The organism is Flavobacterium arsenatis, assembly GCF_031456785.1.
GTDB lineage: Bacteria > Bacteroidota > Bacteroidia > Flavobacteriales > Flavobacteriaceae > Flavobacterium > Flavobacterium arsenatis.
Genome location: NZ_JAVDVI010000001.1, coordinates 438,429 through 459,238 on the forward strand (window position 1 = coordinate 438,429; position 20,810 = coordinate 459,238).

The window sequence follows — 20,810 nt, forward strand, 5'->3', positions numbered from 1 at the left end:
TTTTTTATTTTTCTAGCAAAACCAAATAGTTGTTGCTATTAGATTTATGAAATAAAATTCCGAAAGAATTTAAGGATTTTGATACTACAGATATAACGCAGTATTTATTTCGAGATTGTAAAACTACTAAAAAAAACGAGTAAAGCATAAGTTTTAACGTTATTTTTTTGTTAGCAATTAACGAAAAAGAACGGAAAAATTATTTTAACCAACTGTATTAAAACATCTTACAAATTCAATTTTTCAATTTTAGGCTTTAACATTATCAACAATCATTTTGGCAGTTTTCACACTCGCACCAACGCCTCCAAGCTTTTCTTCAAGCTCATTATATTGCTTCAAAAGTCGTTTTCTATATTCTGGTTGCATCAATTTCCCTAATTCTCTTTTAATGTTTTTGGAGTTGCATTCGTCCTGAATCAATTCCGTCACAACTTCCTTGTCCATGATCAAATTCACCAGAGAAATATACTTCAACGTGATGATTCTCTTCGCAATCTGATAGGAAGCCCAACTGCCTTTGTAGCAAACCACTTCAGGAACTTTAAAAAGAGCCGTCTCCAAAGTTGCCGTTCCGGAAGTTACCAAAGCACAATGTGAAACACTCAACAAATCATATGTTTTGTTGGCTATAAAATGTACATTTTCATCCTTCAAAAACTGACTGTAAAATGAATATTCCTGGCTTGGAGCTCCAGCAATCACAAACTGATGATCCGGAAAATCCTTCACAACGCTCAACATCAGCGAAAGCATTTTGGAGATTTCCTGTTTCCTACTTCCTGGAAGCAAGGCTACAATTGGCTTTTCATCAAGATTATTTTCTTTTCTAAAAGTCGCATCGTCCATCGAAGTTCTGTTGTGAATCGCATCAATCAAAGGATGACCTACAAACTCAACAGGAAAACCATGCTTCTTCTCGTAAAAATCCTTTTCAAAAGGCAAAATCACATACAATTTATCAAAATCGCGCTTGATGTCCTTGATCCTATTCTCCTTCCAAGCCCAAATCTGAGGCGAAATATAATAATGTGTCTTGATCCTTCTTTCCTTTGCCCATTTTGCAATCCGCATATTGAAGCCAGGATAATCGATAAAAATAATCACATCTGGATTAAAATTTTCAATATCCTTTTTGCAGAATTTAATGTTGTTCAGAATCGTTTTCAAATTAAAAACCACCTCAATAAAACCCATAAAAGCAAGCTCTCGATAATGCTTCACCAAAGTCCCACCCGCTTTTTGCATCAAATCGCCACCCCAAAACCGAATTTCAGCCTGAGCATCTTCCTTGTACAACGCCTTCATCAAATTCGAACCGTGCAAATCGCCCGAAGCTTCACCGGCAATGATATAATATTTCATCTTTTTACTTTTTATTTTTAGGAGCAAAACAGTAGGCTTCTACTCCATCAATGTTCCTGCTGTACGTTCCTCTCGTCCCAAAAGACGAGACCACTTCCATCAGGGCTAGAAAAACAAACTTTAGGCACTTTTTAAACCTTGAGCCTTAACCTAGACCAATATCGTGACAATCGTCAGCAAAATCATAGCCAAAACCACACCTCTCGCCATCAATTCCTTATTCATCTTTAATAGCAAAAAGAAAACAACCAGATTCAAAATAGCACCTACCGTTATCAATTTCCCGAGTTTGCCTTCCGCTTTTGTCGCTTGGATTGCCGTTTGAAAATCATAATCGGTAAACAATGACACAAACAGAAAAACTCCGACAAAAGAAGTTATCAAACCAATTATAACACCATAAAACAAATCAATTTTTCTCATTTAACTTCCAAGTATTTAATGTTTGAATAGCGTGATGGGCCGTCAAATCAAATTGCACGGGAACCACCGATATAAAACCTTTTTCCAATGCAAATTCATCGGTATCTTCTCCTTTATCCTGATTTACAAACTCACCCGTAAGCCAATAATAATCCTTTCCTTGTGGTGTTTTTCGCTTATCAAAACGTTCCATCCACATCGCTTTCGCCTGACGACATATTTTTATACCTTTTATTTCCTTTTCTTTCAACTTCGGAATATTTACATTCAAAATTACGCCTTCGGGCAAACCATTTTCCAAAACCTCCAAGGCAATCTTCTTAATGAACTTCTTGGCCGATTCAAAATCGGCATTCCAGTCATAATCCAATAACGAAAATCCAATTGCTGGAATTCCTTCGATTCCAGCCTCGACAGCAGCACTCATCGTTCCCGAATAAATCACATTGATAGAAGAATTCGATCCGTGATTGATTCCCGAAACGCACAAATCTGGTTTTCTCTTCAAGACTTCATTCACGGCAAATTTAACACAATCAACCGGAGTTCCCGAACAGCTGTATTCCAAAAAAGGCGAGTTATCATCTGAAATCTTATTCAAATAAAGAGTATTATTGATCGTGATGGCATGTCCCGTTGCACTTTGAGGCTTGTCTGGTGCAACCACTACAATTTCTCCAATTTCCTGCATTACAGCAATCAAAGTCCTGATTCCAGGAGCTGTAATTCCGTCGTCGTTGGTTACTAAAATTAAAGGTTTATTTTTCATTTATATCCATCTTAAGATAATTTTTCAAGTCCTAATTCTATGCAAAAATTTAGGCTAAAATAAGCATTTTTAATAGGAAGTTAGTACTTTAGCATCTTTAACAAAAAATTATAGGGACATTGCGACAACTGGCATAGTTTTTCCTTAATTTAGATGAAAATTAGATTTAAAAAAAATTGATGAATGCAATTTGGAGCTTTATGAAAAGAAACTATAAAATAATAGGAGTTGTTGCAATATTGTCAATCGCCCTATTGAGCTTTTTTCCCCTAAAAGAAAAAAACGACCCGGAAAAAGATAAAATGCTGATTGAATTGTTAACGTTCATTGTTGAAAAAGGACATTATGATCCAAAAGACATTGACGATAATTTTTCGAAAGGTGTTTATACGGAATACATCATGGGATTGGATCCTTCTAAAAGGATTTTCCTTCAATCGGATATTGATGAATTTGCAAAATATGAAACGCTGCTAGATGATCAAATCAAAAACAAGGATCTATCTTTCTTTGATCTGACTTACAGCCGTTTGATGCAAAGAACAAAGGAAAGCGAAGCCTTCTACAAAGAAATTCTCGACAAGCCTTTTGACTATACCATCGATGAAGAAATCAATACGGATTATGAAAAAACGCCTTACGCTGCTAATAAAACAGAACTTAAAGATAGATGGCGTAAACAAATAAAACTATCAACTCTATCTTCTTTGAACGACAAATTAAAGTATGAGGAAGACAAAAAGAATGGCGTTTTTGAAAAGGCAAATGACTCTTTGACAGCATCAGAAAAAAAGAGAGCCGAAAAAGCCAAAAAAGATAAAGAAGGCCCAAAAAGCTATGAAGAATTGGAAAAAGAAACGCGTGAAAGTTCTTTAAAATCTTTAAATGAATTGTATAGTTTCATGAAAGATTTGAACCGCGACGATTATTTCTCAATCTATTTGAATGCAATTGCCGAAGGTTTTGACCCTCACACCAACTATATGGCTCCAGACGACAAAGAAAAATTTGACGTGAGCATGAGTGGTAAATTTTTCGGAATTGGAGCACGCCTTCAAAAGAAAAATGATTTTACCGAAATTACAGAATTGATTTCTGGCGGTCCGGCTTGGAGAGGAAAAGAATTGGAAGCCGGTGATGTTGTGATGAAAGTTGCTCAAGGCGATGCAGAACCTGTTGATATTGTTGGAATGCGTCTTGATGATGTGGTAAAGAAAATCAAAGGACCAAAAGACACCGAAGTTCGATTGACGGTTAAAAAATCTGACGGAACAATCAAAGTAATTTCCATCATCCGTGACGAAGTTGAAATTGAAGAAACGTATGCAAAATCGAGCGTTGTAGAAAAAGATGGCAAGAAATACGGAATCATTTATCTTCCAAAATTCTATATCAATTTTGAAAATAAAGATGATAGAGATGCTGCAAAAGATGTAGCCATCGAAGTAGAAAGACTAAAACAAGAAGGTGTTCAAGGAATTGTGATGGATGTTCGTGACAATGGCGGAGGTTCTTTGAGAACAGTTGTTGACATTGCTGGATTATTCATCAAAGAAGGTCCAATTGTTCAGGTGAAAACTACTGGCAAAAACAAAGAAGTTTTGTCCGACAAGGACAGTAGAATTCAATGGGATGGACCTTTGGTTGTAATGATCAATAACTTCTCTGCTTCGGCTTCAGAAATTTTAGCCGCTGCAATCCAAGATTACAAAAGAGGTGTAATCATTGGAAGCAAACAATCTTATGGAAAAGGAACTGTTCAGAATGTTTATGGATTGAACGACTTTATCAGGAACAGCTCTGTTGGCGATTTGGGAGCTTTGAAAACAACCACTCAAAAATTCTATAGAATCAACGGCGGATCTACTCAATTGAAAGGCGTTAGCAGCGACGTGAACATGCCAGATCGATTTTCACACATTGAAATCGGAGAACGCGACATGAAAAATGCAATGCCTTGGGACAAGATTGACGCAGCCAAATTCGAACCTTGGAAAATTGAAAATTACGATGCCGTGATTGCAAACAGCAAAAACAGATTGGCAAAAAATCCGCAATTTCAATTGATTGACGAAAATGCAAAATGGATCAGTAAACGTAGAGATGAAAATGTTTACAGCTTGCAGCTGGATAAATTCAAGAAAGAACAAGAAAATCTTGATGCTGAAGCCAAAAAATACAAACCGATTTCTGATTATAAAAATAAACTAGAATTTAAATCATTGCCAAACGAAATGGCTATGATGGAAAAAGACAGTTTGTTCAAGGAAAAAAGAGTACGTTGGCACGAAAGCCTATCCAAAGACGTGTATGTTGAAGAAGCATTAAATGTTTTAAGCGACATGCAATCTAAAAATGTAGTGAAAGCAAAATTGCCTTCTAAAGCAAAGAAAGGTAAATTAGTTGGTTCTCTATAAAGTTATTTAATGACAAATAGAACCCAATCTTTAACAGCTATCGCGCTCCAAAAATTCAAAAAGAATTTTTGGGGCGTTTTTAGTTTCTGGTTTATCGCTCTATTGATTTTTCTTTCACTATTTGCTTACGTTTTTGCACCAGACAATTCTGAAAATGCCAATCAGATGCATCTTTCCATACATTCTAAAAGTCCAGGATTTGAAGTGAAAATGCTTTCTATTCCATTAGATGAAAAACCTGAAACCTCATTTTCAAACTATCTGTTTGGATTTCCGAATACGGTTACTGAAATCCCTATAAAGAATTATAAAATAGTAGGGAACAGTATTGAATATACTGAATATTCCGATGATCCATCAGTAAACATGAGCAAACAAATTAATTTGGATAAATTTTCTGGATATAAAAGCATAAAGGAAGTTGAAAACGAGTTTATAAGAACCCAGACCTTTCGCCTCGGAACCGACAAATACGGAAGAGACCTCTTGAGTCGGATGCTGATTGGCTCGCGTGTTTCATTATCCATCGGATTTGTTGCGGTTTTTATTTCCTTGATTGTTGGAATATTTTTTGGAGCAATTGGCGGTTATTTCGGCGGAAAAACAGATGCTTTCGTTATGTGGCTTGTCAATATAATTTGGTCTATTCCCACACTTTTATTGGTTATTGCAATTACACTGACACTTGGAAAAGGATTCTGGCAGGTTTTTGTTGCTGTTGGATTAACCATGTGGGTCGAAGTGGCAAGGGTTGTTCGCGGTCAAGTCATTAGCGTAAAAGAAATGCAATATGTAACGGCCGCACGAGCTTTGGGTTTTGGGAATTTCAGAATCATATTCAACCATATCCTTCCTAACATTATGGCTCCTGTAATTGTTATTTCGGCTGCCAATTTTGCATCAGCCATATTGGTAGAAAGTGGTTTGAGTTTCCTCGGACTTGGAGCACAACCGCCAATTCCAAGTTGGGGTGGCATGATCAAGGACCACTACAGCTATATTATTCTAGGAAAACCCTATTTGGCAATGGTTCCTGGACTTGCCATTATGTTTCTCACTCTCGCTTTTATGATGATGGGAAATGCTTTGCGTGACGCTTTGGACGTTAAAAGCTAAAAATGTTTCTTTAAAAAAATAAACGCAAATTTTTATTTGTGTAAATCTGTGTGGAATTATCCTTTAATATTTTTATTCAAATCGCCTTCTTTTTCAATCACATTCCCTTCAAATTTCAAAGTCCATCCCATAGAATTTGTAAGAATTAATATCTTTGATAATTCGCTGACCAAGCGGTTTTTGGCATTGGATTTTAAAGTAGATTTTTCGATTTTCTTCGCCAAATTTGCTTTTACGGTCTTGTTCACTTTGTTATAATCGTCTCCCGTAAATTGGTTGAATCGGCTTTGATTGACATCATAAAACTTGATATCGGGACTGATTTTTATTTCTTCTTCGGGGATATTTGTAATCGTGATGACTTTGTTTTTTTCGTCGATATCATATTTAACTTGACGTAAGTCGTAGGAAACCGTGACGTCTGCATTGACAACTATCAGTGCTTTTTTCTCGAACGAAATTAAATCCATCAAATACTTATCTTGGTCTTTATAAGTGAGTACTTCGGAGAAATGACCTTCGGTGACAACCAGTTTTCCAACATTTAGGATTTGTTGTTGGATAAGATCCGAATTATATTCAATATTGGATTCGTCTTTCTTGAAATCGCAAAATTTGAACAACAAAATCACGCCAACAATAATCGCTACTCCAATTAGAATTCTTTTCATTTTTATTTTTTTATAAAAATAAGAAAAAAAAGAAGCAATCAAGTTTTATAATTTTCAGATTAAGTTATTGCTTTTCGCCTTCTGAACTGCTTCAAGCTTGTTGTGAACTTGCAGTTTTGCATAGATGTTTTCGATGTGTTTCCTGACCGTACTTGGCGATAGAATTAAATTATCAGCAATGGTATTATAATTTAATCCTTTACTCAATTGTTCCAAAACCTCTATTTCTCGTGTGGACAATTTAATTTCTTCCTGACATTCCCTATTTTCAAAATCTTGTGGATTTCGAAGTAATTTCAAGGTTTTAAATGCAATTGATGGATGCATAGCGGCACCACCATTCAAGGTTTCCAGAATTCCCTGATGCAAATCCTTCGGGTTGATTTCTTTCAGCAAATATCCATCGGCTCCAGCTTTTATGGCATTGAAGATGTTTTCATCGTTATCAAAAACGGTAAGCATCAGGATTTTGATGTGAGGGTATTTATTTTTGATGAAATTTGTGGCTTCAATTCCGTTCATTTCAGGCATTTCGATGTCCATCAAAATCAAATCTATGTTGTGGTTGATTTCAAGCTTATCGATTAAATCCTTTCCATCAACAGCAATTAATTTCACTGCCAAATCAAAAAAAGACAGTTTTTCCTGTGCTGTTTTGATCAAAAAAGAATTATCATCAGCGATTGCTATTTTTATCATTTGCTTTAATTTTTAATCCATTTTACTTTGGAACTGTCAAGGATATGGTTGTTCCTTTTTCTAATTCCGATTGCAAAGTGAAAGTTCCTCCAATATCTTTTATACGTTTTCTTATGTTTTGAATGCCATTTCCTGGAACAATAGCATTTTCATCAAAACCAATTCCGTTGTCGGAGATAATGATGTTTATTTTATCGTCAATGCTTTTTACATCAATCCTAATTTCAGTCGCTTTCGCATATTTAATACTGTTGTTGATGGCTTCCTGAATTGTCCGATAGACATTCATCCCTTTTACGGAAGTGAATTTTTGCTGGCTTAAATTATCATCGATATTAAACTTGAATTCAATTTCCTCGGTTGCGATTTTTGCCTTTTCGATAAAATTAAAAATCCTCATCTTCAAATCTTCAAACGAAATTTCGTCGTTGTTCATTGCCCAAATCGTGTCGCGAAGTTCTACGATTGTTGATTTTGTGAAATTGCTGATGCTTTGCAACTTGCCGTCGAGCTTAGTATTTTCTAAATCAAAAACATACTTGATATTATCCACAGATGAAATTATAAAAGTCAGCTGGGCTCCAATATTATCATGCAAATCCCTCGAAATACTCAATCGTTGGTCCTGTAATTTGTTCTGGGTTTCAATTTGTGCAATGGCCGATTTGAGTTGAAACTCCTGTTCTTGTTGCCTGTTTTTTAATTTTTGCTGACGGTAGAAAAGATAACCCAACAAAATTGCCGAGATTACAAGTATTGACAATACAATCAGCAAGGCGTTTCGCTGTTTTGCTTCGGCTTCTTTTTGAATTAGTAATTTTTCCTTTTTTTCGGTGTTGTATTTTGTTTCGAGTTCAAAAATTGCCTTGGTTTTTTCGGTTTTAAACAGGCTGTCGATTCCCGTCGTGTAAAGGTTGGAATACTTATAGGCTTCCTCAAAATTTCCAAGTTTAGAATTGGCTGTTGCCAGATTTTGATTGGCATTTACTTCCAGAAAAAAAGCATTTACTTTCTTCGAAAATTCCTTTGATTTATTCGAAATCAGAATACTTTCCTGAAATTTTTCCTGCTTGATGAGGCATTTTGCATAAGCATTGCAAATATTTGCAACCTCGTAGGAATTCAGATATTTTTCGTGTAATTTTATGGCTTCGATATAATTTTTATTGGCTTCTTCAAATCGATGCAAACTATCATAAACCACTGCAATATTTGAAACCGGATAGCCTACATATCGGTCATAACCCATCTTTTCATAGCCTTCCTTGGCAATTTGAGAATATTTTATAGACTCTTCGTATTTTCCAAAATCGATTAAAATGGAACCTAAATTTCCAGATGAAACCGTAATTCCAAAATCAGATTTTACTTTTTTATATAACTCGTTTGCCTTTTTATAATACTGAAATGTCTTTTGATATTCCTTCTGGGTTTTATAGATGATTCCGATATTGGTGTAGGTCATTGCCAGTTTTTCAAGGTCTTTTTTCTTATCATAAAAATAAAGAGCCCTAAAATAATTGTGCAACGATTCCGAAAACAAACCCATTGAATCATAGGCAATTCCGAGGTTATTATAGGAATCGGCCATACCAATAGTATCCTTGATTTTCTTTCTGTGATGCAATGCTTTTTGATGGAAAATCAAAGCCGAGTCGAGCTTGCTTTTGTACTGATAGGCATTGGCGATCGAGTTATAGGAAATTGCCAACAGCGTATCGTTCTTTGCTTTTTTTGCATTTTCTAGTGACATCTTTGCATACCGCAAGGCAACATTCAAATCCGTGTTGCTGTATTCATCGGACAACAGTAAAAGTGAATTGCATCTGTTTTTGACATCTCCTTTCGTAGTTGCCTTTTTCAGGCTGTCAATCTTCTGTACAGTCAAACCTTGTGCAAAATTCAATGAATTGAAAAATATAAAAAGTAAAATGTAAAGTTTTCTCATATTTTCATGGTTTTTACAAGGTTGATTTTGTTAAAATTTATTAAATATATAAAACTTCAGCATTCAAATTAAAAAATAACATCACATTAGATTATTTTTTTGAAATGATTTCCAGGAATTCGTGTTGCAGGGATAAAATTTTATCGTTCAATATCAATCTTGAGTCCTTGAAATGCTCCTTAAAATCATCTGCCAATCGAATCTTTTCCTGATTGACTCTTTGGTTTCTCGTCAATTCCAAAATAATCAAATGTAAATCTTCAATTTTTTGAAGATGAATCTCCTGCATTTTTCCATACCTCCTATTCATAAAAAAAATAGTAGTCAATAATGCAACTATTATTAAAATCAGAATCACAACCATCTTCCTACTCTTTACTATTTACAAAAGGAGAAAGCCCTTTTCAGGTCTGAAAAAATGATCCTACACATCTTTCCATTATGAAAAAGGACTTTCAACCACCCTAAACACTATTTCATTAAATCATAACCGTATATTGATTTGTCGTTTGCTCTGTAATACAAAAGTCCAGCAACCTCATCTACCACATATTTTGGTTTTTTATCTTTCAGAACAATTTCTTTTTCCTTTTTTCCCGAATCTTTATGAACTTTCACCAAACCTACACCATCATCCAGTTTTGTCAAGATAAACTGTGCATTTTCGGTTGCTGCAGTTGCCTTGAAACGTTTGTTCATTTCGGCAAACGAAGCCGATGCAATCTGAGTAAAATTATCCTGAATGTTTTTGGCATTTTGTCCACGAGCGTTGTATTGACCGATAGTATTTTTGTTCATTCCGGCTTCATAGGCAGCCGATGTTGCAACTGCCATCGACGTTACCGCCAATGCTCCTGAAAGGATGGCACCAAATGCACTCTTACCTGGAGATCTGTGGTATTCGTGGAATTTTTTAGATCCATCAAAATTAAGCATCATCACATTCTGATCGGAAGTCAGCAAAAATCCGCCTTCGCGAACGTGCAAAGTGTTTGGAGCTTCCTTTTCTTCAAATTTATAGGTGCAAAAAGTACTGATGTCACCCGAATTTTCATCTATGGCAAGCATTTCTTCTCCAGTAGAAATCAAATATCGTTTTCCTTTTTCATCATAGGTACTGCAAACCGACTTGGCTTTTTTATATTTGATTGGCTTGCTCCAGATAGATTCGCCTGTAGAAAGATTGATAATATCAGCATCGGTATCAGTGATATAAATCATCCCTTTTGGCGTTAAAGCCATGGTATGAATATTTTCTCCAGTCTTTAATGGTTTCTTAAAAAGTGTCTTTCCATCAAAAGAAATCTTGTTGATACCACCTTCTCTGATTCCGAATAAAATTCCATCTTCCATTACATAGAAATGCTGAACATATCCTTTTGTTTTTGGAGCCTTATCCCACAAATCTTCTCCATTTATGGCACTCATAAATCCAATTTTTGATTCTGCAGCAGCGGCAAAAACACTTTTACTTCCCGTATCGGCAACATCGCTCACGACCGCCAAACCTTGCGGAAGAATTTGAAAATTACTGACTTTTCCTTTTACCTTTTGGGCATCTTTCCAAAGCACTTGTCCGGTGTTGCTGATTTTATGGATTTTTGTATCGCCACCTGGTTTTTCTTCGAAAGCATAGATTTCTTTTCCTGTTGCATCGGCCGTCATCCAAGTAATGTCGTCCACTTTTGCTTCCCAAGTTACATTACCCGTTTTTGTGTCAATGTGCATCAATGATTTGCTTGTTGGCACAATCAATCCGTCGCCAACCATCAAAGGCCGTCCTGTAACTATTGTCGCAGCTCCTTTTAATTTGAAGAATTTTTCTTCTTTTCCGGTAGCCAAATCATAAACCGCAACTGCCATTGCATATTGATCAGTCGCTTTTCTTTGACCGCTTACAACAAGCTTGTTTTGTGGCAAAAGAATGTTGAAGGTATAGGTCATTTTCCAACCGTTATCTTCGGTAGCAAAAAGTTTTTTTCCTGATACAAAATCAATGACACTCTTCTTTGAACTGAAAATACCGCCTTGGGAAACAATCACATAAGGCGAAAGCGGAATAAACTCAAGTTCTTCTTCTTTTACTTTTCCGTAATCGCTAAAATCAAAATGAAGCTTGTCTTGTCCTGGCTTGATTCCGGCAAAACCATCGCCATTTGCCACGACCAAAACACCTGAATCGGTGAGTTTCATAAAATCGATTTTACCTCCGAAATTATAGGTGAAATTTGGAGTTTCTGCTTTTTGAGCCATCAAGTGGTTAGCATTGAAGGACAGGAAAGCACAGGAAACCATTGCTGTTAAAAGATGTTTCATATCTGGATTTTTTTTGGTTGAAAACAAACCCGACAATTTTAATAGAGAAACTGTCGGGCTTTGATAAATTAGGGTTTATCCGTTTTAGAATTGCATGAAATTCACGTTGAATGAACCTCCAGTCACTTCCTTTACATTGTTGGCATCTTCTTGATTTCTTGCTGTGAAATTGAAAGTTCCTTTGATGTTGGTATCTGAAATTTCAGTGATTGTGATGGATCCTGAAACATCATCTGTTCCGTTTGGAGCCGCCCATGTTTGAGAAGTAAAGGTTGTGGTGTTTACTTCTGTATAGCTTCCGATTGCAGAAATAGCTGCCTCCTGACTGATTTGGTAGGTGCCAGTTGTTGCATCAACTCCATTAAGTATCAATTGAAGTTGTCTTCCTCCCAAGTCGGTTCCTTGAACTGTAATTGTGAATGCTCCACCTGTTGCCACTTTCACAGCTGTTGTTCCCTGTGTTATTGAAGTAAAATTAGCTCCTCCAACATTGGCCGTGATTTGTCCTTCAAGTGCTGTTGGTGGTGTTGGGTTGCCATCATCATCTCCCGAACAAGAAATGACAGCCGTTGACAATACTGTCGCTAAAAATAAAATACTGATTTTTTTGAGTGTTTTCATGATAAAAATTTTGTTAGTTAAACCTGTTCCAAAATTGCGATTATCTGAAAACCAAATCAATAAGGCAAATGCCCTATTTTTTTTACTAGAAGTATATGGAATAAAAATTACGTATGAAAACGGATATGAGGGAACTTTGTCTCCACATTTTTTATCTTATCCTGAAGTTGGGATAAGAATTTCTGATGCTCCTCGCCATTTTCATTAAACGGTCGATGGTGGAGCGATCTTTGAATATTTTCTACAACACTCATTGTAGAAAAACTTTCACTAGTAATGTATGCTTCCGCAAAAAGCTTCCAGATATAATCAATTGCGGTTTGATTGGGATGAAGCATGTCTGGGGCATAAAAACGATAGTCACGCAAATCATCCATCATAATTTCGTAGCTAGGAAAATAGTTGGAAGTTGGAAGTTGGGGGATGGAAGAATGCAAAGCAGTAATTAGATGTGCCTTGCTCAATTGATTTTCTACAAAACCATCCTTGATGTGGCGAACGGGCGAAACCGTAAAAATCATGTTGCAATTTGAACTTATTTTTTGGATCAAATCGATTGTATTATGAATTGCTTTTTCGATAGCTTCAATCGAAAGCAAGTCCTTGTCAAATTGTTTCTGGGGCAGTTTATGGCAATTGGCTACCACTTCATATTGTTCTTTTTCGCGGTATACCCACGAAGTTCCGTAGGTAATGATGATATGGGTTGAATCGATTAATTGCTGATACATTGAATCGATTAATTCGTTTAGACTACTTAAAAAAACTTCTTTGTTTGGATGTGACAATTCAGAATGCACTTCAAAGCAATGCCATCTGTCATTAAAGAAGAAGATATCATCTTCAATAAAAAACCTTTTCTCAACGATTCTCCTTACAATCTTTTCAATCGAAACGGGATTGAAGATAATCCCAAACGGATTTGTTGTGGTTTGGAATTTATAATATTGAAATTTCTCACCAATATTCACTGCAAAGCAAGAACCCAAAGACACCACCTTTGAATTGTAATCTATTGGTTGATTACTTCTTGAAATGGGTATTTGGGTTCTGAATTGCATTAAACGATATACTTTTTAGCTTTCTTTAGTAGAAATAATTGACTTTAGCACTACTGCTACCAATTGTAGTTATAACCGAAGTTGGGTATCCTGCACTATTATATTCATATTGTTTAGAATTGGAATCAAGAACAACTTGGTTGGCATCAAGATAGGTTGTCGTTACCACGTTATGGTATTTGCCTGTTAGAGAAAACAATTTATCCCAACCCAAAACGTTCTTAAATATATTGTTTTGATTGTCGTAGGTAAAATTAGTAGTCAATGTACTATTCGTATTGACATTGGTTGTTTCGATTTTAACCACTTCCTGATCCTCATTAAAAAAATACTTGCCAGTTGATACCAGCTCTGTAATACTCCCAATCTCGCCTGAATACGCTAAAAAAGAAATACTACCATCTGGTTCATAAGTAAAGTTTCGAGTTGTCAAATTTGAATTTATAAAATATTTAGACTCTTCTTTCACAAGTCTGTCATTAGCATCATAATAATAAATAACTTCAATTTCTAATGTACCATTAGCGGTAAGATAACGCTCTAATTTGGTTATTAGATTTCCGGTATAAAAATACTTTACTTGTTGACCGTTCAAAACCTGAACCGTGTTAATTTTATTGCCGTTATAAGAATAATTAAACGTCATTCCCTCACTACCGTCTGCTTCAACCGAAACGGCTTTTTTTACCAGAGTGAAATCCGAATTAGTAGTACCGCCATCATCACTTGAGCAGGAAAACAAAAGTGCGATTCCGCTTAAAAGAAATAGTAATTTTTTCATATTTATTTATTTTATAAAATCAACTGCTTTTTCCAATGCTTTCTCAATCCCAGAAACATCTTTTCCTCCGGCTGTAGCAAAAAACGGCTGACCACCGCCTCCTCCTTGGATGAATTTTCCCAATTCGCGAACTACTTGTCCGGCATTTAATCCTTTTTCAGCAACCAATTCTTTAGAGATATAGCAGGTTAACATTGGTTTATTTTCTTCGGCTGTAGCCAAAACTAAAAACACATTGTTTCCTAAAGTTGCTAAATCATAAGCCAAGTCTTTTGCCCCTTCAGCAGATAAATCAACTTGCTTGGCTAGGAATTTCACGCCATTGATTTCCTGGATTTCTTTTGCCAAATCACCTTTTAAGTTTTTTGCTTTTTCCTTTTGCAAAACTTCCAATTGCTTCTTCAACTTCGCATTTTCTTCTTGCAACGAAAATACAGCCTTAACCGAATCTTGAGGATTTTTCAACGCTTCCTTGATTTCCTTCAAGGTTTCTTCCTGTGAAGTATAAAATTCTTTTACACCTTTGTTTGTAATCGCTTCAATTCGACGGATTCCTGCCGCAACTGCTCCTTCCGAAACAATCTTGAATTGCCAGATATCAGCGGTATTTTTCACGTGGATTCCTCCACACAATTCCATGCTTTCGCCAAATTTGATGGCACGAACGCTATCTCCGTATTTTTCTCCAAACAAAGCCATTGCTCCTTCTTCAACTGCTTGAGTGAATGGAATGTCTCTTCTTTCAATCAAAGGCAATTGGTCTTGGATTCTTTCGTTTACAAACATTTCCACCTGATGCAATTCCTGTTCGGTCACTTTTGCAAAATGCGAAAAATCGAAACGCAGATAATTCGGACTCACGAGCGAACCTTTTTGCTCCACATGTGTTCCTAAAATCGTTCTCAAGGCTTGGTGCAACAAATGTGTAGCCGAGTGATTGCTTGCTGAATCCGATCTTAAGTTCTTATCAACTTGAGCAATAAAGGTGGCATTTACATTTTCAGGAAGGTTTTTCGTGAAATGCAAAATCAGGTTGTTTTCTTTTTTTGTATCTAAAATTTCGATGGTTTCGTTTGCACTCGTAAGTATTCCTTTGTCACCAACCTGACCTCCTCCTTCTGGATAAAATGGAGTGTGATCCAAAACAATCTGATACAATTTTCCATCCTTTTTAGAATCGATTTTTCTGTAACGTGTGATTTTTACTTCGTTTACTAAAAGATCGTATCCAACGAAAGTTTCGGTGTTTCCCTCGACTAGAATTGTCCAGTCGTCAGTAGAAGTTTCGGATGCTGCACGAGAACGTGTTTTTTGTTCGAACATCGCTTTTTCGAAACCTTCTTCGTCAAAAGTATATCCTTTTTCTTTTAAAATTAAAGCTGTTAAATCTTTAGGAAAGCCAAAAGTATCATACAACTCAAAAACGACTTCACCTGAAACAACTTTGTCTGTATTGATTTCTTTAATTTCTAAAACAGACTCTAATTTATTATCCAATTCAAGAGATTTTATATATCCTTCAATCCTAAAAATCCCTTGTTCCAGAGTTCTCAAAAACGAAGCCTCTTCCTCACGGATTACGTTCGTAACCAATTGCTGTTGTGATTTGATTTCAGGGAAAAATTCGCCCATTTGGTTGGCCAAAACTTCCACCAATTTGTTGATGAATGGTTCTTTTGTATCCAAGAATGTAAAACCGTAACGAATCGCACGACGTAAAATTCTACGGATAACATAACCAGCTCCAGTGTTGGATGGCAATTGCCCATCAGCAATAGCGAATGCTACGGCACGAACGTGATCCACAATCACACGGATGGCGATATTGGTCTTATTTTGTTCTTCAGATTCTTCACTATCGTTCAGAATGACATCATTGGTAGTATATTTGAATCCTGTAATTTCTTCCAATTTTTCTATAAGCGGTGTAAAAACATCGGTATCATAATTCGAAGTTTTTCCTTGCAAAGCCATACACAAACGCTCAAATCCCATTCCGGTATCTACGTGTTGTGCTGGTAATTTTTCCAATGAACCATCGGCTTTACGGTTGAATTCCATAAATACATTGTTCCAGATTTCTACCACTTGTGGATGGTCGTTGTTGACCAAACTTTTTCCTGAAACCAATGCTTTTTCAGCTTCCGGACGTAAATCAACGTGGATTTCGGAACATGGTCCACATGGTCCTTGGTCGCCCATTTCCCAGAAATTATCTTTTTTATTTCCTAGAATGATTCGGTCTTCATCGATTAATTCTTTCCAGATGTCCCAAGCTTCTTGGTCGAACGGAACGTTTTCGGCTGGATTTCCTTCGAAAACTGAAACATATAAATTTTCTTTTGGAATTTTATACACTTCTGTCAGCAATTGCCAAGCCCAGTTGATGGCTTCTTTTTTGAAATAATCGCCAAAGGACCAGTTTCCTAGCATTTCGAACATTGTGTGATGGTAGGTATCGAAACCTACATCCTCCAAATCATTATGTTTTCCTGAAACACGAAGACATTTTTGAGTATCGGCTATTCTTGGACTTTTCGGTGTTCCGTTTCCAAGGAAATACTCCTTGAATTGTGCCATTCCTGAATTGTTGAACATCAGGGTTGGGTCGTCTTTTAGGACAATTGGAGCCGAAGGAACGATTAGGTGTCCTTTGCTTTGGAAAAAGTCTAAGAATTGCTTGCGAATGTCTTGTGATTTCATTTTTATTTTTTTTTGCCACGAATTTCTCGAATTCGCACGAATTATATTTTTTGTGAATGGTTATTTTATTCAAATGGTTTTCCCTCTAGCCCCGATTACCTCACATTACACTTATTTTCATAAGTGTTCGGTGAACACTTCGTGTTTGCAGAGAAAATCTTTTCTTTTTTTTCTTTAAAAAAAGAAAAGATTGCAACGGAAAGCGGGAACAAAGGTTTCCAAAAATGCCAAATGTTTCGCTCTAAAAAATTATTTTAATGAAACATTTATTAAATTTGTTCGACTAACCTTTTTGAAGGTGCAAAAATAGTATATTTTAAAATATGAAGAAGGTAAAATATTACTACGATTCTGAAAATTTGGCCTATAGAAAAATCGTTACCAAGAAAAGGAAACGGTTTGGCTATATTGCTTTGTTTTTGCTGTCTTCGGGCTTGTTTGGAGTACTCGGATTTGTGGTTTTATTGAATACGCCTTTTTTTGAAACACCAAAGGACAGGCTTCAGGCTCGTGAGATTGAGAATTTGAAATTGAGGTATTCGATCTTGAACAAGAAAATGGACCAGATTGACGAAGTTTTAGAGCATGTGGAGGAACGGGATAATAATTTGTATCGTGTCTATTTTAATACTTCGGCAATTCCTGAAGAGCAGAGAAAGGCTGGTTTTGGTGGTGTAAACCGTTATAAGGATTTAGAAGGTTATAATAATTCTGAATTGGTGACGAACACTACAAAACGTGTTGATATGCTTTCGAAACAATTGGCGATACAATCAAAATCGTTGGATGAAATCTTGAAATTGGCGAAGGAAAAAGAGAAGCTTCTATCGGCAATTCCGGCGATTCAGCCTGTAAAAAACGAGCAGTTGAAACAGATGGCTTCGGGTTTTGGATATAGAAGTGATCCTTTTACGAAAGTGCGAAAATTTCATGCCGGAATGGATTTTACGGCAAAATCAGGAACTCCGATTTATGCCACGGGTGATGGCGTTGTGGATCGGGCTGACAACACTGCCTCGGGCTATGGCAACCACATCGTTATCAGGCATGGTTTTGGATATGAAACTTTGTATGCTCATTTGAGCAAATATAAGGTGAGAGCCGGACAAAGAGTCAAACGTGGTGATGTGATAGGATATGTTGGAAGTACGGGACGAAGCGAAGCGCCACACTTGCATTATGAAGTGCATAAAAACGGTGAAGTTGTGAACCCGTTGAATTTTTATTATGGAAATATTTCGGCTGCAGAATTTGTTGTCATTTCTAAATTAGCGAACCAGGAGAATCAGTCGTTGGATTAATGATTGAATAATTTAAACTTTGAACCAGAACAAGATAAATGCATATAAATTTAAACCCAGACAAGAGATATTACAGTATTGGCGAATTGGCGAAAGCCTTTGATGTAAATGCATCCCTGATTCGTTTTTGGGACAAGGAATTTGATATTCTGAAACCTAAAAAGAATGCAAAAGGCAATAGAATGTTCACTCCTGAAGATGTGAAAAACCTACAATTGATTTATCATCTGGTAAAAGAACGAGGCTTTACTCTTGATGGTGCCAAAACACATTTGAAGGAAGGACAAAAGAAGACATTGGATAAATTTGAAATCATCAGCAAGTTGGAAAGTATAAAAGTGCAGTTGGTGAATATTAAGAATGAATTATAAAAGAGAACATTAAAAACAAATAAAAACTAAAACAAAAAAAGAAAATGAAAAAGTGGTTAATACCTGTAGGAATTATTATTGCGGTTGTAGTAATTATCGGATTTTGGGTTGTTGGAATCAAAAACACAGCCTTGAAACACAATCAAGCAGTTGGAAAAGAATGGGGAAATGTTGAAACAGCCTACCAAAGAAGAAATGACCTTATCGGAAATTTAGTAAATACCGTAAAAGGTGCAGCTGATTTTGAAAAAGGAACCTTGACAGCTGTTGTTGAAGCTCGTGCAAAAGCAACTTCAGTGACTATTGACCCAAGTAATGTGACTCCAGAACAAATGGCTCAATTCCAACAAGCACAATCCAATGTTTCTTCTAGTTTGTCTAGATTATTGGTTACAGTTGAAGCTTATCCTCAATTGAGAGCTAATGAAAATTTCTTGAAATTACAGGATGAACTGGCTAGTACGGAAAACCAAATTTTGACAGCTAGAACAAGATTCAACGAATCGGTTCAAGTATATAATGGATATGTACTTTCTATTCCAAACAGTTGGTTCTTGAGTGGATATCCAGAAAAACCTTATTTCAAATCTACTGAAGGTGCAGAAAAACCTGTTGAAGTAAAATTCTAAAAAAAAATAAATGTCAAAAGTTGAAGATTTTTTAACCAAGGAAGAAGAACAAGAAATTGTTCGGGCGATTAGTAAAGCCGAAAAAAATACTTCTGGGGAAATAAGAGTTCACATTGAAGACCATACCGAAAAACCTCCGCTCGAAAGAGCCCAGGAGGTTTTTCATTTTTTAGGTATGGATGCAACAGTGTTGCGAAACGGTGTTTTGTTTTATATTGGCGTTGCCGATCATACTTTTGCAATTATTGGCGATGAAGGCATTGACAAGGTTGTTGAAGATGATTTTTGGGACTGCACAAGAGATGTTGTCATTTCAAATTTCAAAGAAAGGAAATTCAAAGACGGTTTGGTTACTGGAATCTTGAGAGCTGGCGAACGACTAGAGCAATATTTTCCTTTTAATGGCGACAAAGACGAATTATCAAACGAAATATCAAAAGGATAAAGAATGAAATTCCAAAAAATGAAAAATACAAATTCCAATTGGAAACTTAAATCCTTACTGATCGCTTTCTTGCTTCAAGTTAGTTTCGGTTTTGCACAATATACCATTCCACCTGTTCCCAAATTGCAGACGAGTGTTTATGATTATGCAAAAGTATTGAGTGCTTCGGAAAAATCGGCTTTGGAAGAAAAACTCATCAAATATTCTGACACGACTACAACTCAAATTGTGGTGATTACCATTGAAAGTCTGCAAGGAGAAGATATTGGTATTTTAACTCCAAAATGGGGTCACGCTTGGGGAATTGGCGGAAGCGAAAAAAACGACAACGGAGTCATTATCCTTCTGGCTGAAAAAGAAAGAAAAATATGGATTTCCGCTGGATATGGTGTAGAAGATAGGATAACAGCTGGAATCGGTGGAGAGATTTCGCGAAACGTTATTATTCCTGAATTTAAAGCAGGAAGTTATTATAACGGTCTTGACAAAGGCACAGATGCCATTTTTGAAGTTTTAAAAGGGAAATACAAAGGCCAGAGAAAAGGAAACAAATCAGACGGAAGTCCGATTCCGTTTATTTTCATTATCATCTTTGTTATCATTATCATCATTATTGCCAAAAACAAAGGCGGAGGCAATTCTGGAAACCGAGGTGGAGGTGGCGGATTCGATTTAGCTGACATGATTATTTTGAGTAGTCTTGGCCGTGGCGGTTTTGGCGGAGGTTCATCTGGTGGTGGATTTTCTGGCGGAGGCGGTGGTTTCGGTGGCGGATTTGGCGGAGGCGGATTCTCTGGTGGAGGTTCAGGCGGAAGCTGGTAATCTAAAAAACTTTAACGAATGACCATACAAGAATTAATCAACCAACAAATGAATCATTTTATAGGAAAACTGATGGCCAAAAATCAGCTTTCTATAGAAAAAGTCATTGAAGTCGCAACACATACCGGTGCTTACCTTATTAGAAACAGACACGTCCAAAACAAGGCAATCTCTGAAGATGAAATCAAATTGGTTTTGCAAAGCTTGACCGATTTTATCAATCATAATTTTGAAAATCAATTCCATCAGGAGGATTTCATTTTGATAAAAGACCAGACTTTGGCTCTTTTGAAAAACCCTGCATTCGATCAGGAAATTCAGGAATATTTCAAACAGTTTTATCAATAAAACC

Annotated in this window: 20 protein-coding genes; 8 read left to right on the forward strand and 12 right to left on the reverse strand. The window is 36.3% G+C overall.

Annotation, left to right across the window (positions count from 1 at the left end; translation table 11 throughout):
- Positions 1-249 precede the first annotated feature (249 nt).
- The 3 genes from lpxB to surE form a co-directional block, all read right to left on the reverse strand.
- The gene (gene lpxB, locus J2X31_RS01870) at positions 250-1,365 is read right to left on the reverse strand and encodes a lipid-A-disaccharide synthase (protein WP_310023937.1); all 1,116 of its coding nucleotides are present in this window, start codon (positions 1,363-1,365) and stop codon (positions 250-252) included.
- Positions 1,366-1,515: 150 nt separating this feature from the next.
- Positions 1,516-1,788, reverse strand: a complete 273-nt coding sequence (locus tag J2X31_RS01875; protein WP_310023939.1) for a hypothetical protein — start codon at positions 1,786-1,788, stop codon at positions 1,516-1,518.
- A complete protein-coding gene (surE, locus tag J2X31_RS01880; protein ID WP_310023940.1) occupies positions 1,775-2,557 on the reverse strand; it encodes a 5'/3'-nucleotidase SurE in 783 nt (260 codons plus the stop codon). Before surE ends, J2X31_RS01875 begins: the two co-directional genes overlap by 14 nt.
- A gap of 179 nt (positions 2,558-2,736) precedes the next feature.
- Between surE and J2X31_RS01885 the strand changes: the two genes are divergently transcribed.
- Both J2X31_RS01885 and J2X31_RS01890 read left to right on the forward strand, forming a co-directional pair.
- On the forward strand, positions 2,737-4,974 hold the full coding sequence (locus tag J2X31_RS01885) for a carboxy terminal-processing peptidase (protein WP_310023942.1): 2,238 nt from the start codon (positions 2,737-2,739) through the stop codon (positions 4,972-4,974).
- A gap of 9 nt (positions 4,975-4,983) precedes the next feature.
- The gene (locus J2X31_RS01890) at positions 4,984-6,090 is read left to right on the forward strand and encodes an ABC transporter permease (protein ID WP_310023944.1); all 1,107 of its coding nucleotides are present in this window, start codon (positions 4,984-4,986) and stop codon (positions 6,088-6,090) included.
- A 56-nt stretch (positions 6,091-6,146) separates the two neighbouring features.
- Here J2X31_RS01890 and J2X31_RS01895 read toward each other — a convergent pair whose 3' ends face one another.
- The 9 genes from J2X31_RS01895 to alaS form a co-directional block, all read right to left on the reverse strand.
- Positions 6,147-6,761 (reverse strand): DUF4230 domain-containing protein, encoded by a 615-nt coding sequence (locus J2X31_RS01895; protein ID WP_310023947.1) that lies wholly within the window; start codon positions 6,759-6,761, stop codon positions 6,147-6,149.
- Between the two features lie 54 nt (positions 6,762-6,815).
- Positions 6,816-7,460 (reverse strand): response regulator, encoded by a 645-nt coding sequence (locus J2X31_RS01900; protein WP_310023948.1) that lies wholly within the window; start codon positions 7,458-7,460, stop codon positions 6,816-6,818.
- Positions 7,461-7,482: 22 nt separating this feature from the next.
- Complete coding sequence (locus J2X31_RS01905) at positions 7,483-9,408, reverse strand: tetratricopeptide repeat-containing sensor histidine kinase (RefSeq protein WP_310023949.1); 1,926 nt, start codon at positions 9,406-9,408, stop codon at positions 7,483-7,485.
- Between the two features lie 91 nt (positions 9,409-9,499).
- Positions 9,500-9,718: a hypothetical protein gene (locus J2X31_RS01910; protein WP_310023950.1), complete on the reverse strand. Its 219-nt coding sequence runs from the start codon at positions 9,716-9,718 to the stop codon at positions 9,500-9,502.
- A 161-nt stretch (positions 9,719-9,879) separates the two neighbouring features.
- On the reverse strand, positions 9,880-11,724 hold the full coding sequence (locus J2X31_RS01915; protein ID WP_310023951.1) for an outer membrane protein assembly factor BamB family protein: 1,845 nt from the start codon (positions 11,722-11,724) through the stop codon (positions 9,880-9,882).
- An 84-nt stretch (positions 11,725-11,808) separates the two neighbouring features.
- Positions 11,809-12,345, reverse strand: a complete 537-nt coding sequence (locus tag J2X31_RS01920) for a DUF6252 domain-containing protein (RefSeq protein ID WP_310023952.1) — start codon at positions 12,343-12,345, stop codon at positions 11,809-11,811.
- Positions 12,346-12,452: 107 nt separating this feature from the next.
- Positions 12,453-13,406: a GSCFA domain-containing protein gene (locus tag J2X31_RS01925; RefSeq protein ID WP_310023953.1), complete on the reverse strand. Its 954-nt coding sequence runs from the start codon at positions 13,404-13,406 to the stop codon at positions 12,453-12,455.
- A gap of 25 nt (positions 13,407-13,431) precedes the next feature.
- Positions 13,432-14,187 carry a hypothetical protein gene (locus J2X31_RS01930; protein WP_310023954.1) on the reverse strand — a complete coding sequence of 252 codons (756 nt, stop codon included), beginning with the start codon at positions 14,185-14,187 and terminating at the stop codon, positions 13,432-13,434.
- Positions 14,188-14,193: 6 nt separating this feature from the next.
- Positions 14,194-16,890: an alanine--tRNA ligase gene (gene alaS, locus J2X31_RS01935; RefSeq protein WP_310023956.1), complete on the reverse strand. Its 2,697-nt coding sequence runs from the start codon at positions 16,888-16,890 to the stop codon at positions 14,194-14,196.
- 323 nt (positions 16,891-17,213) lie between these two features.
- Here alaS and J2X31_RS01940 point away from each other — a divergent pair, with 323 nt between their 5' ends.
- Genes J2X31_RS01940 through J2X31_RS01965 form a run of 6 tightly spaced genes read left to right on the forward strand, consistent with a single transcriptional unit; the run spans position 17,214 to position 20,806 of the window.
- Positions 17,214-18,191 (forward strand): M23 family metallopeptidase, encoded by a 978-nt coding sequence (locus tag J2X31_RS01940; RefSeq protein WP_310023958.1) that lies wholly within the window; start codon positions 17,214-17,216, stop codon positions 18,189-18,191.
- Between the two features lie 38 nt (positions 18,192-18,229).
- Positions 18,230-18,562 carry a MerR family transcriptional regulator gene (locus J2X31_RS01945; protein WP_310023961.1) on the forward strand — a complete coding sequence of 111 codons (333 nt, stop codon included), beginning with the start codon at positions 18,230-18,232 and terminating at the stop codon, positions 18,560-18,562.
- Positions 18,563-18,606: 44 nt separating this feature from the next.
- The gene (locus J2X31_RS01950; RefSeq protein WP_310023963.1) at positions 18,607-19,191 is read left to right on the forward strand and encodes a LemA family protein; all 585 of its coding nucleotides are present in this window, start codon (positions 18,607-18,609) and stop codon (positions 19,189-19,191) included.
- 10 nt (positions 19,192-19,201) lie between these two features.
- Positions 19,202-19,636 (forward strand): TPM domain-containing protein, encoded by a 435-nt coding sequence (locus J2X31_RS01955; protein WP_310023966.1) that lies wholly within the window; start codon positions 19,202-19,204, stop codon positions 19,634-19,636.
- A gap of 18 nt (positions 19,637-19,654) precedes the next feature.
- Positions 19,655-20,458 (forward strand): TPM domain-containing protein, encoded by an 804-nt coding sequence (locus J2X31_RS01960; RefSeq protein ID WP_374725204.1) that lies wholly within the window; start codon positions 19,655-19,657, stop codon positions 20,456-20,458.
- Positions 20,459-20,476: 18 nt separating this feature from the next.
- A complete protein-coding gene (locus tag J2X31_RS01965) occupies positions 20,477-20,806 on the forward strand; it encodes a hypothetical protein (RefSeq protein ID WP_310023969.1) in 330 nt (109 codons plus the stop codon).
- Positions 20,807-20,810: the final 4 nt, after the last annotated feature.